Genomic DNA, 14,484 nt, shown 5'->3' with positions numbered 1-14,484 from the left:
TTTGACATTTTATAATTTCAATGTAATTTCCATCCCGAAATAAGGATTTACATTTCGCCGTATGGTATAACCGTTGGAATCATAATCCGGACTGTAATCCAGGATGCGGTCGACATATAGAGAGAGATTTAAAAATTTCCCAAAATCCTTGCTGGCTTTAAAATTGACATACATATAGAAAGGTTCAGTCGTTTTTTTAAATAGTTCGTCATTGAATGTTTTAATTAACCATTGTTTGTAAGTGTCTTTCTGATCTTCTTCTGTATAGGGATGCATGACACCCGTGACATCCATGTAGGCAATGGGCCTACCGTTTTGTTTGAATCTGCGGGAGCTGTTGAACCACATGCATTCTATCCATAGGGAAAGAGTTAATCCCAATGGTTTAAAATAAGTGTCCAAGATAAAGGTGGTGTTGAATTGTTGTTTTTCAGAGCCGTCGATCCAGTCGTAATACCCCAGGTATTTATCGTTGATAGGTGTATTATTGACAATTTTATTGACAGCGTAAAATACGGGCTCGCTGTTTTTGTAGGTTGTACGGAACCAGGCACCGTTAATAGTCAATTTGGTTTTGAGCCCTTCAAGCCGGGGAGAAATAAATTGGAATTCAATCCCTTCTTTTCCCAGGAAACTACCGTTTGTTACCCTGCTGTGATTTCCCAATATCGTGTCCGGCTGCCAGCTTATGTCTGCTAAATCAGGGGGTCCCTGTAATTGACTGTCGTCGATGGAAGAGGGATCGTATTTTTTATAAATATAAGGTTGTGTTATCGTCGAATTGCGGAATCCGGAATTCAGAAATTCTTTAAAGTAAGTTACGGTGAGTTGACTTTTCTGATAAGAAAGATCCATTTTGATTTCTCCTTTCCGGTTACTGGCCGGTTTGAGGTGGTAGTTGGTGGGATCGGTGATATGCGTCAGGATGTTGATGCGTTTGAAATCCGGATTTAGGTTATAATAGTTTAATTGCATGATGTCGGAATAATAGTAATAAGGATGGAGTTGTTGTAAAGTCGGCATTTTTGTTTGCCAGCCAATGGAGCCGGAAATGCTGACATAGAGCGTTTTACTCTGTCCTATGCTTGGGAAATTCCATTGAGCGGAAATCCGGGGATCGAAATACATTTTATTTTGTATCCGGTAACGGGAAGAGAGATTGAATAACATCGATCCTCTTATTCCTCCGATGACTTCCAGTTGATGGTAGCCGATGGGAACCCGGATGTGGTCTTCGGCAAATACGGCGTATTTATGTCCTGCCGGAATATCTCTGAAAGTAGTGGGTCGCAAGGACGTGGTCGGATTCAGAGGACGGTTGATATCGTATACCTGCCCCCGTCCGTAGTTTTTATCCATACTCCATTCTGTACCTATTAATATCCGGTGCAGGATATTTTCTCCTGAGATTTCCAGATTGGCTTTTAATTTGGCCGATGCCCTAAAAGGTTGACCGTCCACTAAGAGATGAGCGGTATATTTGTAAGGCAATATTTCTCCGTCGTGTTCTCCTTCTTCGATCGAATTGGGGATAACCCGGTCCCGGTCTAATTGCACGAATTTTGTCTGTCTGATCTGGTCTTTCTGAAAACTTAAAAAGGTATTGAATTCTATGCGTTTCAATAACTGACGACCTAGGAAATCGATGCTCAGGGTGTTCCCGAGCGACAGGGCATTGTAAGAAGCTTTATAGCGATCCTCTTTTTGTAAAGTGACTTCCGGATCGGATTTCTGGTTATCGAAAGAGCCGGTATAATCTGCTGTTAGGCCCCAGTAAAGTTGTGCCCGGGAGAAAGTCCCATTTTTATTGATCCGTATGGAACCTGTCAGGCGTTTATAGGTGGAGAAATCATCCCGGGGATCCGGCCGGGCATCTGTATAATCCAGGCCGGCATTTAGGGTTAACTTGCGCTCTTTTAATTCGGTTCCTTTCCCGAGGGCAAATAATTTTGCATACTGATCCGCTTTGAAACGGGCATCCCAGGGAGTATATCCCTTTTTACGGTTAATTTTGATTAAACCGCTGGTTAAATCTCCGTATTCGACAGAAGCCAATCCCCTGACGATTTCTACACTTTCGATTTGATCGGTAGAGATTGCCCGCATATCAATGCCTTTGTTGGCAAATTCTAAATTGTCGTGACTGTCTGTGGTCCCGCTTGAGATTTGGACTACTTTCTGCATATTGGCGTCCGTAGGCAGCCGATGTCCGTCGATGAGGAAAGCAGTGCCCAGAGAACTGATGTCGTATTCATCCCCACCGTTGCCGGCTTGTCTTAGCCGGACTAAAGAAGCTGAACTCAAGTTTGGGGTGGAGGACATGCCTCCGGGCAACAGGGATAATAAATCGCTGAAACTGCTGGGTTGCCTGTGATTCATTGCTTCCCGGTCGATTTGGGTACTGCTGTTTAAACCTTTGGATTCGGTAGCTGTGACAACGACTTCTGTCAGTTCCGTAGCTTGGGGCCGCAGATAAAAATAGAGCGAATCGTTTTTGTCCAGTTGCAGTTCTTGGGTAAAAAGAGGATAGCCCACGAATGATATCGATATTTTATAGTGTCCGCGTTCCATTTGCCTGACGATGAAAACACCTTCTTCATTCGTAATGACTCCGTAGAATTTGCCTTGCTCAGACTGAAAGCTGACCGTTGCAAATTCAAGTCCTTGCTGTGTATATTCATCCCTTATTTTGCCATAAATGGTAAATTCAGCCTTTTGGGCTGTTAAGGATGAATACAAGAATAAAAATTGATACAGTAGGATTAATTTGTACACAGTTTCTAAATTTTAGGACTGCAATAATAAAAAGAAGGAAAGCGTGTTGATATACCCAAATGTGGGGATTTTAAAAGAGGGCATTAGCCATAAATGAGCATCTATTTTGCTTCGAGAGAGCTTTCTTTCAGGAAGGTCCTTTGTCTTTAGAGGAATCAGCGAGAAAGCGTTAAGGCCGGGAGATTGTTCGGGAAAAATTTTGAAATTTAAGCAACCAAACTTAGAGTTATCGGTGATAAAGAAAACAGAGCAAACAAGCCGGAGGTGATAAAGGAAGTGTTTCTTTATCGCCCTCCGGGTTTCGGAAAAAAGATCAGTATTTTAGAGAATCGGGTAGAGGAGGCATGGCTCCCTCTTGGGTGCATACATAAGCAGCGACTTCGACAGCTAATTGCTGGGCTTTTTCAATATCTCCGCCTTTTAAAAGAGTGGCACAGAAGGTGGCCGTAAAAGAATCTCCGGCTCCTACTGTGTCGTAAACCTGTACAGAAGGCGTTTTGCGAAAATAGATTTTTGTGGGAGTAAAGACGTAGCTGCCTTGAATGCCGCAGGTGAGAATGAGCATTTTTAAGGAATAAGTAGCAAGTAAATTTTTGCAGGCGGTTTCCGGGCGGAGGTGTGGATATCCAAACAATTGTTGGACGCATGTCAGTTCTTCGTCATTGAGTTTTAATACATTGCATTGGCGGAGGGAATGATGGAGTATTTCCCGGGTATAATAGGATTGGCGAAGGTTCATATCGAATATTTTGTATTGATTTTCTCCTTCAGGCATTTCATTCAGAAAGCGCTGGATCGTGGTACGGGATACTGGATTTCGTTGGGCCAGAGAACCGAAACAAACGGCGTTTGTACGTTTGGCCAGTTCCTGAAGAGAGGACTTGTAAGGGATATTGTCCCAGGCGACCTGTTCGCAGATATCGTAGCAAGGGATACCTTTATTGTCCACGGTTACTTTTACCGTGCCGGTCGGATAAGGGGTGATGGCGATTTGATAATTTAGTTTTTTATTTTCCAGATTTTCCAGGATTTCTTGTCCTAAAAGATCATTCCCTACAGCACTGACTACGCAACTATGCAATCCTGATTGTGCGGCATGATAAGCAAAATTGGCTGGAGCTCCTCCGAGTTTTTTGCTTTCGGGTAAAATATCCCATAAGATTTCACCGATTCCAACAATAAGTTTATCTGTCATAAATATCTGTTCCTAATAGTTATACATGTAATCATTAAAAAATGGTAAACAAAGAGTTTACAAAAATAAGCAGGAAATGTAATTATGGTGTGTTTTCCACCTCATCCGTTTTTCTTATTTTCGAACCGAGCAGTGCATAATAGAGCATCACCAGTTCACAGATGACGACTAAAATCCAGGTATATTGCCAGCTGCCCCAGGAATCTGCCAGTATCCCCTGTAAAAAGGGAAAGACGGCTCCGCCAAATACCCCCATCATAAAAACTCCGGAAGCTTTGGAGGTGTATTTGTTTAAGCCGGTAATCGCTAAGGTAAAGATACATCCCCACATGACAGAATGGAATAATCCGACCGTGACGAGTAACCAGAGGTTGTTGGTCACAAGAGCTATCAGGGTGAAGGAGGCTGCTAGAATAGTGGTTACCGTGAGCTGTATCCGGGGGGAAATATGTTTCAGATAGCTGGATACGATACGTCCTACCATCAAGCCGCCCCAGTAGAGAGTGGCCAATAGGGCTGGCAGGCCAAAATCTATACCCCCGATGACAATGTGCTTCATGCCGAAAAAGGATAAGGTTTGTCCGGAATTTTCCAGTTCAAGGGCATTCAGGTTGACATTGACACCGATGGATACTTCTGCTCCTACATAGAAGAAAATGGCGATTACGCCTAATGTCAGGTGCCGGAACGACCAGATACTGCGTTCGAGTTTTTCCCCTTTTGCCGCTTTCGTATGCATCACATCAGGTAAGTAAAGCCTTTGGGTGATAAAGGCTGTAAACGCAATAAAGGCGGCCAGAATTAAGAAGGGAACCATGAGCTGTTTTACTTGTACTTCCTCTATGGCTAATCCGCCGAACATGACTCCTGTTACAAAAAACGGAGCGATGGTAGTACCGAAAGAATTGAAAGCACAGACAATATTCATCCGCTGTACGGGTTGAGTCCCTTTGACTTCATAAGCAGCCACATAAGGGTTAATGACAACTTGTAACAATGTAGCAGAAGTTCCCATCAGATAAGAACCGAAGAGAAAAATAAAATAACCGTAAGGGATATGGGCTCCGGCAATAAGGACATTCAAATTTTCATAACGCACGGTAAACCATGAGGAAAAGAAAAATACTGTCAGGCCGCAGACCATGGCTAATAATCCTCGGATTAAGGTTTTTTTGTAGCCGAATTTATTGATCCATTTATATCCCAATGTTCCGTTTAAAAGATAAGCTAAAAAGAAACTGAAAGAGATTAGAGTAATAAATGTATTTTTCAATTCACCGGCATGCATGAGAAAAGCGATTTTCAGGGGAGCCTGGCACTGTCCGTTGACAGTAGTCAGAAATCCTACCAGAAAATAGATGAATATCAGGACAATAAAAGGTCCCAGTTTGTTTTGCTGTGCTGTATTCATGTCCGTTCTATTGAAGGATAGTTTCCAACACTTCTACTACTCCTTTTTCCTTTAGGGCACTCACCAGTTGCAGGTAGTTTGTTACAAAACCTTCGTCTCTTTGCAGAGGGGTACTTTTAAAGGGAGAAAGGGCTAAAAAGGCCAGCGGATTTTCTTCTCGGATCTGTATCCAGTCGGTTTCTGTTAACCAAGGATCGTTCACTTCGTAAATGTTATCTTTGTCGTCTTGCTGGTATTTTAGATAATGCCGGTAAGCTGCCGTAAAGAAGCTTACCCGTCTGAGGTCGGCTTTGTCGCGTATCATTTGGATAAGATTGGGCATGATATATACCGGGATTTTGGAAGCTCCGTCAGAACATAACCTGCTCAGCTGGTCGCTTACGGAACGGTTGCCGAAGCGTTCGAGCAGTGTTTGTTTGTATTGTGTCAGGTCGGTATGCCCTGGGGCAGGAACGTAAGGAGTGATATCCGTATCCATAAATTGTTGCAGATAGCGGGCAAATCGCTTATCGTGTACGGCATCGTCGACTTTCCGGTAACCGGCGAGAAAAGCCGGATAAGCGAGCATGGAGTGGGAAGCGTTGAGTAAACTGAGTTTCATGTTTTCGTAAGCCGATACATCGGTTGTAAATTCCACACCCACTTTTTCCCAGTCCGGGCGACCGGCGATGAAATTATCTTCGATTACCCATTGTATAAAATCTTCACAGTATACAGGAGCAGCGTCCTCCACACCGTTGCGTCGGTTGAGCCGTTCTATATCTGCTGGAGTAACGGCCGGAGTAATCCGGTCTACCATACTGTTGGGAAAAGTTACATTTGTATTCACCCAATCGGCCAGTTCGCTGTCTTGAGCTGCTATAAAAGAACAAAAGGCTTTCCGGGCTGTATTCCCGTTGTGTTGTAAATTGTCACAAGATAAAATGGTGACGGGACCTTGGTGGGCTTTCATACGTTTGCGTAGGCCGGCCGCAACGAAACCAAAAACGGTTTGTGGAGTGTCCGGATTTTTTAAATCATGCTGGACAGCAGGGGTTTCCAGAATAAAATTTCCGCTAGCTTTGTCTATATTATATCCGCCTTCCGTAATCGTCAACGTTATGATTTTAATTTCGGGATGAGCTATTTTATGAATAACGGCATCCGGGTTTTCCATTCCCCAGATCAATTCTTTGAGCGAACCGATTTCGTAAGCTATATCCCGATTGTCCCGGCCACAGACAGTGAGAGTATAGATATTGTCTTGTTGTTTCAATGCGCTGTAAAGGGATTTGTCTCCGGCTAATAAAGCAATTCCACAGATACCCCATTTTTGTTGAGAGGGATCGGATAAAAGTTGGTTCGTATAATATTCTTCATGGGCCCGATGGAAATTTCCGACACCAATGTGTACAATTCCGGTTGTTATACAGGAGCGGTCGTAAGGGAAAGGGATAACGTTTGCGTGCTGGTGTTGAATAAGTGTTTTCATAATATCTGATTTGAATTTTATTATACGTGTTTTATGCTTTACACTTACAAATGTAAATGGATGATTCTTTTTTGGATAAATTTTAATTCCTGAAATACCGGCAATCGTTCCCGCAAACGTTCCCAAAATCTGCAAACGTTCCCATTTTTCATATTCCTGTTTGTTGGGCAGATTATAATTTCTATTTTTGTGTAAAACGGTTCGTATCATGAAACATGTGACTATTAAAGATATTGCTCTGCGGTTGCATTTGTCGACTTCGACAGTTTCCCGTGCTCTGACCGATGATAAAAATATTCGTCAGGAGACAAAGGCCAAGGTCCGCGCTTTGGCTGAAGAATGGGGATATAAGCCTAATGAGGTGGCTTTGGGACTGAAACGGGGAAGGACGAATACTGTAGGTATTATTGTTCCGGAAATGATCACTCCTTTTGCAGCGGAAGTGATCGGGAGTATTCAACACTTGCTTTTTGAAAAAGGGCTGCGGGTGATTATTACTCAATCGGACGAAAATCCGGAAACAGAGCGGAATAACTTGCGTTTGATGGAACAGTTCCGGGTAGATGGTATTATCATGAACCTTTGCCGTACTTCTGGAAATGAAGAGGAATATAAGCGTATTCAGCAGCAAGGGATACCGATTGTTTTTTTCGACCGGGTACCGGAAAGTTCAGAAGTGACAAAGGTAATAGTAGACGATTATGTAAAATCTTTTTTTCTGGTGGAGCATCTTATCCGGACCGGCAGACGGAGAATAGTACACTTGCAGGGGCCTGACTATATCCGCAACGCCATGGAGCGGAAACGGGCTTATGCTGATGCATTGAGTAAATTTAATATTCCTTATGAACCGGCTTTGGTTATTTCGGCAGGTGTGAGTGTGGAAGGGGGACGGCAGGCAGTAAAACGTTTGCAGAAAGAGGGAATTTCTTTTGACGCTGTATTTGCTTTTACCGATACACTTGCGATCGGAGCAATGAATTATCTACAGGAACAAGGGGTTCAGATACCAGAAGAAGTGGCTGTCGCCGGTTTTTCCGGAACTATCCTTTCAACAATTGTACATCCGCCCTTGACAACCGTTGAACAACCTCTTCATCGGATAGGAGAGACTGCAGCCCAATTACTGATTGAAAAACTAGATCATCCGCAGACCGTTGCCCGTACAGTCGTTTTAAAAGCCGAAATAAAAATCCGCCAATCGACTTTGGGGACGCTTGGAATAAGTTGAGAGATAAAAAATCGTACGATTTTAAGACCGTACGATTTTATTGTGAAGGTTTTCTGCTTTCAGAAATTAGTATCTTCGATTGGAATTATAGCTATTGCGGTTATAACTTCCGTTATTACTTCTTTCCGTACGCGGACGTGCTACAGCTACACTGATGATTCTTCCATCGTATTCCGCTTCGTTTAACTCGCTAATGGCTTTCTGGCCTTCGTCATCATTTTTCATTTCAACGAAACCGAACCCCCGAGAACGACCGGATTCGCGATCTGTAATTACTTTTGCTGAAGAAATTTCACCATATTCGTTGAATAATTCGTGCAGGTTGGCATCATTTATGCCATGACTTAAATTGGAAATGTAAATGTTCATTGTAAATAAACTTTATAATTAATAATAAATAAATGAGGTTGAAAAAAATTGAAAGGAAAGTCTACTTAACAATACATTTACTGCCGGGCAGGAATTTCAAATACAAAAAATATTTCTTCTCAAATACGCTACAAATATATGCTAAATAAATGGATTTGTTACTATAAAATGAATTTATTTTCAGCTATTTCTATTTTGCTCTTTCCGGCTGATTCCAGAAACTTTTCGATTTTTAAATTTTTGAGCATTTTTCTTTAAACGGATTTATAGGTAGATTTATTTTTTTGTAAAAGTTTTATTCCGGAAAATAGAAATCGAACTTTCTGCCAGGGCATTTCGTTTATTTCGAGACAATAGATAAATACCATGGAACTGACAACACGAAATCCTTATTGGTTATTGAAAAATGGTTATCATTCTTCTTACCCTTCTTTACAAGAAAATATACAGACGGATATTATCGTTATGGGAGGGGGTATTACAGGCGCTTTAGTGACCTACCGGCTGATAAATGCCGGTTGGAAAGTAACGGTTATCGACAAGCGGAATATTGGTATGGGAAGTACTGCTGCCAGCACAGCACTTTTACAATATGAGATAGATACCCCTCTCGGCGATTTGATGGAAAAAGTGGGACAGAAAAGAGCAATCGACAGCTACCTGGCGTGTTATCAGTCGATCAATGAATTGGAGCAAATTATCCGGACTGAAAATTTTCACGTTGGATTTAAAAAACGCTTTAGTCTGCAATATGCTTCTTATGAGAAAGATACTGTTAAATTGGAAAAAGAGGCAGAACTTCGGAATAAAATTGGCATACCGGTTGAATTGTGGGAAAAAGCAGAGATAGAAGAGAAATTCCGGTTAAAAGCTCCTAAAGCTATTTTCTCTAAACAGGCGGCACAGTTGGATCCTTTTTTATTGACACATGCCATTTTTCAGCGGAAAGATGAAAATTTGCAGGTATATGACCGGACGAAGGTGATGGAGATTCAACCGGGAAAATCCAGGATTGTCTTGAAAACGGATACGGGTAAAAAGATTATAGCTCATTATCTCATTATCGCTGCAGGGTATGAATCTCAACAATATATCCCTTACCCGGTAGTTGATTTGTTGACGACTTATGCTATTATCAGCGAGCCGATAGCTTGTTCGGAGGCGTGGTATAAAAATGCCTTGATTTGGGAAACGAAGACTCCTTATCTGTATATGCGTACTACTTCTGATTCCCGAATTATCGTCGGAGGACGGGACGATGAAATGCAGGATAGCCGGAAAAGGAAAAAACGACTTCCTCGTAAAGCTATGAAATTGGCAGAGGATTTTCACCAATTAATGCCTCACCTTTTTTTTCATACTGATTTTGCTTGGGCAGGTACATTCGGTTCTACAACAGATTCGCTTCCTTATATCGGTTCTATCCGGCAAATGCCCCGTACTTTTTTTGCTTTGGGTTTTGGGGGAAACGGAATTACATTCAGTATACTGGCTGCAGATATATTATGTACTGTCTTAAAAGGGAAAAAGCATCTTTTACAAGAGACATTTGCTTTTGACAGGTAAGGTTTCCTTTTTTAGGCAAAGCTAAGGGAAGCTGGAGAGAATTTAATAATAATTGAACCACCTGGGTTTAATGCAAATTCTGAAATGAATCATACATTTATATTTGCGGTATTCGAGTAAATTTTCGCCTTAGCCTTGATAACACTGAATAAACAAATATGGATTGTCTTGCTTTCTTCATTTATAATTGAATTCGACAATGGTATTGAAATTGATAAATTTATTCCGGGGGTATAGAATAAGGGAACACCATAATCGTTCATCGGCGCTTTGGTAATTTAAGGCAATTAAACCATAGCCTTTGTAACGGAGTAATCGGAGATTTTCTTTTTTATCTATCCAGCCCGCCCAGGCTTTAGCTTCGGCACTGAAACGCATATTAAAGAAATGGGTAAAAGAAAATGAAAAATAATTCCAATCCCGTGAATCTATGGAATCTCGTCCATTGGATTTGTGTTCAAAAGAGAAAATAGCTATTCCTTTTAATTGATTGTTGCGAATAATGGGTTTTCCGATACTTAATCCGGGGTTAAAGTTATTGTCCGGGAAAGGTAAGGAGGTACGATAGATATCCCAGAAAGATTTTTGTGTATACGTGACGTCTAGAAAGGTGTTAAAAGATAAAATACTTTTCGTAAGCCTCTGCCGGATACTGGTCTGAAACTTGGCATCAGCCGTCTTTTGATTTATTGGCTGATTGAAGGGGATACCTGTTGTAAAATAATTATCTCGAAAAATGCCGAAATTGGATTCTTCGTCAAAAAGTTTTAAGGCATTTTTTCATCTATATGTAAATACGCTTTTTCAGGTAAAATATGAACCCAGGAATTCCTTTACTTTTCCGGTTTTATTTTTTCGGGAACCTGTGCGAATCATGCATTCGTTATCCATAAAAAATAGCACAATAAAACATTTCCGGACCAAAATCTTTTCTTGATGCCATTTTTTCAGGTTTTCTGACAAGAAGGATACCCTAGATTTTATCCGGAATGCTATTTTTTAGCGATTTAAATCGCTTTGATTAATTCTTTCTTTTATTTTTCCCCAAGCCGGCGTATCGAATAAACAACAATTTTTCATAGTATGATACATTACTTTAAAACGGGACATGGGTATGGTATAGCTTAATAAGTTTGATTCAAACCAAGGACGTACAGAGGGATCGAAGAAACCGATAAATGTGCTTTTCCCATTTTTCCGATTTTCAATAACCGTCTGCGTTACCACGCTGCAACATCCGGAACCGAATAGGGCTGTTACTGCTTCTCTATCGTTATTGTCAAAATAAGCCCAGGTGGTTAAACCGGAAAGTATATCCGGTGTAGCTAAAAACAAAATGCCTTCTACCAGCTGAAAGTCTTCTATTTGATCCAAACGGGCAAAGTGTAGGAATTTTCCCGTAGCCGAAGGGATATCTAAATCTCGTATATAATCCCGTACCAATTCAGGAGTCTGTTTATATTTTTCTTTAGCCGATACAAAGTGAGGAACGTGTTCGGGCATATCGGTAAATCCAGTATAAAATTTTCCTCCTCCGCATCCCATGTTGTTAGCATCTAAGCTGATAATCTTTCCGGCACGGACATCCTTTAAGCCTTTGAAAAAACAACCTCCGATTTTTTCAATTTGTCTGATGGCTCTGTCTGAGTACCAGAACACAAGAGGTAACTCTGCTTTTTCTCCAAAAGCTTCCTTATAATTTTCTATAAACTTTTTAACTTCCATCTTTTTCTCTTTAAATTTACACAATAGGGACGTGCCCTACTGTGTAAATTTAATAAATTATTTTTATTTTGCTGCTTTATAAATGTCCAAATGTTCGTTTTTTACCTGTACAAAATAGAATATTTGATTATCTGAGCTAAAAACTCTGAGGTTAATATCATCTTCTTCGGGAAAGTCTAAATCATTTTCACTAAAAGTATGATTAAAGTAAAGGCATTCTTCTTCGGAATTTCCACTCATATCTCTTATCACCAAATGATCTCTTTGAGTAGGGTCGACAAAATAACCGTATTTTTCCCAACCCCCAATCATATAAGTGGCGTTCGGATACGCGGAGGAGGTATAGTGGCGTTTGACAGGGAGGGAAATAAGAAGATTTTTTTTTATGAGAATGTCGTAAAAACCATTAGTCAGTATATTATTGTAGACGGTAGTTGAAATAAAAAAATAATTTATACTTACTTGAAATAATTCTTTTCCATCGAGATCTGTTAAAACAATTTTAGGCTGGCGAGTAGCGTATATAATTTTGTTTTCAATGATATCAAAAAATTCGAGTAACGTTTCTTGTGGGATGGTGATAAGGGTCTGGTATTGAGATGAATTTTGAAATTTTTGGATAGAATTAGTCGAGGCTGTATACCATTCTTGTTGATATTTCTTTAGAAATACAGGAAATTCATTTTTAGGTAGAGGCGTAAACAGATGTTTTATCTTTGCCAGAGAGTCAGAAAGTGATATCGAGCTTATATAATTTGTTTTTAATAAAAGGGTATGTAATGTGTCATTTTCTAAATATAAACTTCTTAAAGTATATTTGGGCCATTCCTCATTATCATTGATTTCTTGGGGAATACTGTATAATAATTCGAAATTTTTCATCATGTTATTTTGGGAATAGAGAGATTTTGAAAAAGTGATGAATAATAAAATAGTTATCATTTTCATATCATTAGTTTTAATAACGTCCTCTTCCTGCAAATTTATTGGGGAAGCCGGTTGTGGATCCGCTTTTATTGTGAATTTGTCCTGTACTATCAATAGGATTGAATTTTAAACTGCCTCTTTGATGTGCGTTTATTGTTGCATGTATAATCCCAAAAATTCTGCCACTATCGACGACTATCCCTGTATGGTTAGGATCTGTATAAAAAAGTTGGTCACCTGCTTGAAGATCAGAAGGATCTAATGAAAATTTACCATTTTCTTTAAACCATTTCATTTGGTCTGCAGCAGTCCTAGGCAATTGTATGTTAAAGTTTTTGGCAATTTCCTGTGTAAATTTTGAACAATCGACTAAAGAATCTGCTCCAGAACCATATCTTCGTCGATCTTTTCGTTGTTGTTTTTTAGCATGTTCTGCAATTTGTTCACCTAAGGTTACGGCAACCACACCTTCTCCCGCCCATTCTCCAATTTTTGTTATCTTTTCGTTGTCATCATCTTTTCCTCCTCCTATTCCACCACCGCCCACGCCACCCCCTCCGCCACCACTATCGCCACCACTGCCTCCTCCTGATCCACCACCCCCACTGCCTCGGCATTCCGGCGGTAAACCGAAGTAGATGTCTTGAGTGGGACATACGTTTTTGCATGCACCGCAGCAAATACATTTATCATCTCTAATAAAAATATTTTTGTAATAATCATTGACGGAAGCTACATAAATAGCTTCTACCGGACATTCACTTATACACCATTTGCATCCTATACAGTTGATAATACCCATATTTATTGTAATTTAAAGTAATCTCTGCTTTCTTGATTTTGTAATAACATCTCAAATGCGTTTTTTGTCATAACGCAGGGTAAAGCATAAGCTGGGCCTAAAATTAGTTCTTTATTAGCCGTTTGTTTTGAAAATTTTATCGGGTAAATTATTTGTCTTTCATGAGGAAAATGAACAAAATAAATTTTTTGACCGGGTATGGCTGTCGAAAGCGTGTACATATTTTTATGGGTTTCTCGGCAATCTGTAATTGTATTTTGATACCGATAAATATCAAAATTGCATTTTATAAGTCCTAATACGTTGAAATAAGCTAAATAATCCACAATATGTTTGGGATCTTCCGTAAGTTTATACTCTGTAATAAGAAGAATAATTCTTTGTTGCCTGTAAATATTTCTGTGGTTTTCGTAATACCCTCTGTTCGAATTTTCAATGTATTGAATTAATTGCAGTCTGGTGTCCTCTTGTAAATTGATTAGAGAAATATCTTCCGAATTACAAGTGATTAACAACGAGTTTAAAAAGATACTTCCTATCCCTAAACTACTTAACTTTAAAAATTGCCTGCGGTCCATGAGGGGAAGAATAAATTTGACAGACTTGAAATAGAGAAATCGGATATATCAAATTTATTACATATTGTACAATAAATAAAGTTTTGTTTTTTAATTTATGTTAAATTTGAAAAATTACACATTAGGGACGTGCCCTAATGTGTAATTTTATCACATTGTCTTATGCTTCTCTAACTCTTTGTTTTAGAGAAGAGTGTTAAAAGAGTATACTTATTAAAATAAATACATTTGAAATTAGCGAGTGATTATTGTTCTAGTTTGGATGATTTTGTAAATTTTATATGTTCTTTTAAGACCTGTTTACTTACCTATGTAAATATAAATCAAAGGAAAAGGAGGGATAGGAAATTAAAATAAGGTTGTCTTTATTGTTATGGAGCCTTTTTGAAATTTTAATCATTGTTTTTTAAAACCATACAACCATCTTTTTCACT

The 14,484-nt window shown here is 39.7% G+C and carries 12 protein-coding genes; 2 read left to right on the top strand and 10 right to left on the bottom strand.

Annotation, left to right across the window (positions count from 1 at the left end):
• Positions 1-9: 9 nt before the first annotated feature.
• From HMPREF9449_RS07785 to HMPREF9449_RS07770, 4 genes are all read right to left on the bottom strand, one after another.
• Positions 10-2,775 carry a TonB-dependent receptor gene (locus HMPREF9449_RS07785; protein ID WP_009136711.1) on the bottom strand — a complete coding sequence of 922 codons (2,766 nt, stop codon included), beginning with the start codon at positions 2,773-2,775 and terminating at the stop codon, positions 10-12.
• A gap of 313 nt (positions 2,776-3,088) precedes the next feature.
• Positions 3,089-3,970 (bottom strand): carbohydrate kinase family protein, encoded by an 882-nt coding sequence (locus HMPREF9449_RS07780; protein ID WP_009136710.1) that lies wholly within the window; start codon positions 3,968-3,970, stop codon positions 3,089-3,091.
• Between the two features lie 82 nt (positions 3,971-4,052).
• The gene (locus HMPREF9449_RS07775; RefSeq protein ID WP_009136709.1) at positions 4,053-5,381 is read right to left on the bottom strand and encodes an MFS transporter; all 1,329 of its coding nucleotides are present in this window, start codon (positions 5,379-5,381) and stop codon (positions 4,053-4,055) included.
• 7 nt (positions 5,382-5,388) lie between these two features.
• Complete coding sequence (locus tag HMPREF9449_RS07770; protein WP_009136708.1) at positions 5,389-6,852, bottom strand: mannitol dehydrogenase family protein; 1,464 nt, start codon at positions 6,850-6,852, stop codon at positions 5,389-5,391.
• A gap of 208 nt (positions 6,853-7,060) precedes the next feature.
• Between HMPREF9449_RS07770 and HMPREF9449_RS07765 the strand changes: the two genes are divergently transcribed.
• Positions 7,061-8,083 carry a LacI family DNA-binding transcriptional regulator gene (locus HMPREF9449_RS07765; RefSeq protein ID WP_009136707.1) on the top strand — a complete coding sequence of 341 codons (1,023 nt, stop codon included), beginning with the start codon at positions 7,061-7,063 and terminating at the stop codon, positions 8,081-8,083.
• A gap of 66 nt (positions 8,084-8,149) precedes the next feature.
• Here HMPREF9449_RS07765 and HMPREF9449_RS07760 read toward each other — a convergent pair whose 3' ends face one another.
• Entirely contained in the window at positions 8,150-8,452 is a 303-nt protein-coding gene (locus tag HMPREF9449_RS07760) for an RNA recognition motif domain-containing protein (protein ID WP_009136706.1), read from the bottom strand.
• Positions 8,453-8,818: 366 nt separating this feature from the next.
• On the opposite strand from HMPREF9449_RS07760, the gene HMPREF9449_RS07755 reads away from it, so the two are divergent.
• Positions 8,819-10,018, top strand: coding sequence for an NAD(P)/FAD-dependent oxidoreductase (locus HMPREF9449_RS07755; protein WP_009136705.1), 1,200 nt, complete (start codon positions 8,819-8,821; stop codon positions 10,016-10,018).
• A 177-nt stretch (positions 10,019-10,195) separates the two neighbouring features.
• Here HMPREF9449_RS07755 and HMPREF9449_RS16410 read toward each other — a convergent pair whose 3' ends face one another.
• From HMPREF9449_RS16410 to HMPREF9449_RS07730, 5 genes are all read right to left on the bottom strand, one after another.
• On the bottom strand, positions 10,196-10,708 hold the full coding sequence (locus HMPREF9449_RS16410) for a phospholipase A (RefSeq protein ID WP_261795513.1): 513 nt from the start codon (positions 10,706-10,708) through the stop codon (positions 10,196-10,198).
• Between the two features lie 309 nt (positions 10,709-11,017).
• Positions 11,018-11,743, bottom strand: a complete 726-nt coding sequence (locus HMPREF9449_RS07745) for a DUF169 domain-containing protein (protein ID WP_009136703.1) — start codon at positions 11,741-11,743, stop codon at positions 11,018-11,020.
• Positions 11,744-11,806: 63 nt separating this feature from the next.
• Complete coding sequence (locus tag HMPREF9449_RS07740) at positions 11,807-12,691, bottom strand: hypothetical protein (protein ID WP_009136702.1); 885 nt, start codon at positions 12,689-12,691, stop codon at positions 11,807-11,809.
• Between the two features lie 10 nt (positions 12,692-12,701).
• Positions 12,702-13,472, bottom strand: a complete 771-nt coding sequence (locus HMPREF9449_RS17005) for an NlpC/P60 family protein (protein ID WP_009136701.1) — start codon at positions 13,470-13,472, stop codon at positions 12,702-12,704.
• A 2-nt stretch (positions 13,473-13,474) separates the two neighbouring features.
• The gene (locus HMPREF9449_RS07730; protein WP_009136700.1) at positions 13,475-14,050 is read right to left on the bottom strand and encodes a hypothetical protein; all 576 of its coding nucleotides are present in this window, start codon (positions 14,048-14,050) and stop codon (positions 13,475-13,477) included.
• Positions 14,051-14,484: the final 434 nt, after the last annotated feature.

Origin of the sequence: Odoribacter laneus YIT 12061 (assembly GCF_000243215.1) — a bacterium.
In the GTDB taxonomy this organism is placed as follows: domain Bacteria; phylum Bacteroidota; class Bacteroidia; order Bacteroidales; family Marinifilaceae; genus Culturomica; species Culturomica lanea.
Note: the sequence above shows the minus strand (reverse complement) of the source record. Positions and strands in the feature narration are given on the sequence as shown.